The organism is Streptomyces xingningensis (assembly GCF_054957865.1).
Genome location: NZ_JBDJPF010000123.1, coordinates 2501 through 5377, shown reverse-complemented (window position 1 = coordinate 5377; position 2877 = coordinate 2501). Strand labels below are relative to the sequence as shown.

Here is a 2877-nt window from a genome sequence, read left to right as displayed (position 1 = left end):
CCTACTCTCCCACACGGTCCCCCATGCAGTACCATCGGCGCTGAAAGGCTTAGCTTCCGGGTTCGAAATGTAACCGGGCGTTTCCCTAACGCTATGACCACCGAAACCCTATCGGTTTCGAGCGAACAAGCACACTCTTCAATTTAAGTGAAACAGGTTCGACCGGATTACGACTGTTCGCAATCTGGGAACCACACAGTGGACGCGTGCAACTGAGGACAAGCCCTCGGCCTATTAGTACCAGTCAACTCCACCAGTTACCCGGCTTCCATATCTGGCCTATCAACCCAGTCGTCTACTGGGAGCCTTACCCACTCTTGGTGGTGGGAGCCCTCATCTCGAAGCAGGCTTCCCGCTTAGATGCTTTCAGCGGTTATCCCTCCCGAACGTAGCCAACCAGCCATGCCCTTGGCAGAACAACTGGCACACCAGAGGTTCGTCCGTCCCGGTCCTCTCGTACTAGGGACAGCCCTTCTCAAGACTCCTACGCGCACAGCGGATAGGGACCGAACTGTCTCACGACGTTCTAAACCCAGCTCGCGTACCGCTTTAATGGGCGAACAGCCCAACCCTTGGGACCGACTCCAGCCCCAGGATGCGACGAGCCGACATCGAGGTGCCAAACCATCCCGTCGATATGGACTCTTGGGGAAGATCAGCCTGTTATCCCCGGGGTACCTTTTATCCGTTGAGCGACGGCGCTTCCACAAGCCACCGCCGGATCACTAGTCCCGACTTTCGTCCCTGCTCGACCCGTCGGTCTCACAGTCAAGCTCCCTTGTGCACTTACACTCAACACCTGATTACCAACCAGGCTGAGGGAACCTTTGGGCGCCTCCGTTACCCTTTAGGAGGCAACCGCCCCAGTTAAACTACCCACCAGACACTGTCCCTGATCCGGATCACGGACCCAGGTTAGACATCCAGCACGACCAGAGTGGTATTTCAACGACGACTCCACACACACTGGCGTGCATGCTTCACAGTCTCCCACCTATCCTACACAAGCCGAACCGAACACCAATATCAAGCTATAGTAAAGGTCCCGGGGTCTTTCCGTCCTGCTGCGCGAAACGAGCATCTTTACTCGTAATGCAATTTCACCGGGCCTATGGTTGAGACAGTCGAGAAGTCGTTACGCCATTCGTGCAGGTCGGAACTTACCCGACAAGGAATTTCGCTACCTTAGGATGGTTATAGTTACCACCGCCGTTTACTGGCGCTTAAGTTCTCAGCCTCGCCAGAACGAATCCTGACTAACCGGTCCCCTTAACGTTCCAGCACCGGGCAGGCGTCAGTCCGTATACATCGCCTTACGGCTTCGCACGGACCTGTGTTTTTAGTAAACAGTCGCTTCTCGCTGGTCTCTGCGGCCACACCCAGCTCACGAAGTAAATCCGATCACCGGACATGGCCCCCCTTCTCCCGAAGTTACGGGGGCATTTTGCCGAGTTCCTTAACCATAGTTCACCCGAACGCCTCGGTATTCTCTACCTGACCACCTGAGTCGGTTTAGGGTACGGGCCGCCATGAAACTCGCTAGAGGCTTTTCTCGACAGCATAGGATCATCCACTTCACCACAATCGGCTCGGCATCAGGTCTCAGACTCCATGTCACGCGGATTTACCTACGTAACGTCCTACACCCTTACCCCGGGACAACCACCGCCCGGGCTGGACTACCTTCCTGCGTCACCCCATCACTTACCTACTACAAGTCTGGTTCGTCGGCTCCACCACTCCCCTTTGTCCGAAGACTCCAGGGCGGCTTCACGGACTTAGCATCGCCTGATTCGATACTGGGCGTTTCAAAGCGGGTACCGGAATATCAACCGGTTGTCCATCGACTACGCCTGTCGGCCTCGCCTTAGGTCCCGACTTACCCTGGGCAGATCAGCTTGACCCAGGAACCCTTAGTCAATCGGCGCACACGTTTCCCACGTGTGTATCGCTACTCATGCCTGCATTCTCACTCGTGAACCATCCACAACTCGCTCCCGCGGCTGCTTCACCCGGCACACGACGCTCCCCTACCCATCCACACAGACGTTAGTCCTACACATGTGAATGACACGACTTCGGCGGTACACTTGAGCCCCGCTACATTATCGGCGCGGAATCACTTGACCAGTGAGCTATTACGCACTCTTTCAAGGATGGCTGCTTCTAAGCCAACCTCCTGGTTGTCTCTGCGACTCCACATCCTTTCCCACTTAGCGTACGCTTAGGGGCCTTAGTCGATGCTCTGGGCTGTTTCCCTCTCGACCATGGAGCTTATCCCCCACAGTCTCACTGCCGCGCTCTCACTTACCGGCATTCGGAGTTTGGCTAAGGTCAGTAACCCGGTAGGGCCCATCGCCTATCCAGTGCTCTACCTCCGGCAAGAAACACACGACGCTGCACCTAAATGCATTTCGGGGAGAACCAGCTATCACGGAGTTTGATTGGCCTTTCACCCCTAACCACAGGTCATCCCCCAGGTTTTCAACCCTGGTGGGTTCGGTCCTCCACGACCTCTTACAGCCGCTTCAACCTGCCCATGGCTAGATCACTCCGCTTCGGGTCTAGAGCGTGCAACTCAACCGCCCTCTTCGGACTCGCTTTCGCTACGGCTCCCCCACACGGGTTAACCTCGCTACACACCGCTAACTCGCAGGCTCATTCTTCAAAAGGCACGCAGTCACGACCGCCAAGCAAGCTTGACGGCGACGCTCCCACGGCTTGTAGGCACACGGTTTCAGGTACTATTTCACTCCGCTCCCGCGGTACTTTTCACCATTCCCTCACGGTACTATCCGCTATCGGTCACCAGGGAATATTTAGGCTTAACGGGTGGTCCCGCCAGATTCACACGGGATTTCTCGGGCCCCGTGCTAC

The 2877-nt window shown here is 56.2% G+C and carries 2 rRNA genes (1 of these 2 running past the window's edge); both read right to left on the bottom strand.

The features are described from left to right. Positions 1–105 (bottom strand): 5S ribosomal RNA (gene rrf / locus ABCR83_RS32025); the annotation flags it as partial. 109 nt (positions 106–214) lie between these two features. Beyond that, positions 215–2877, bottom strand: a 23S ribosomal RNA gene (locus tag ABCR83_RS32020); it runs 459 nt beyond the window's last position.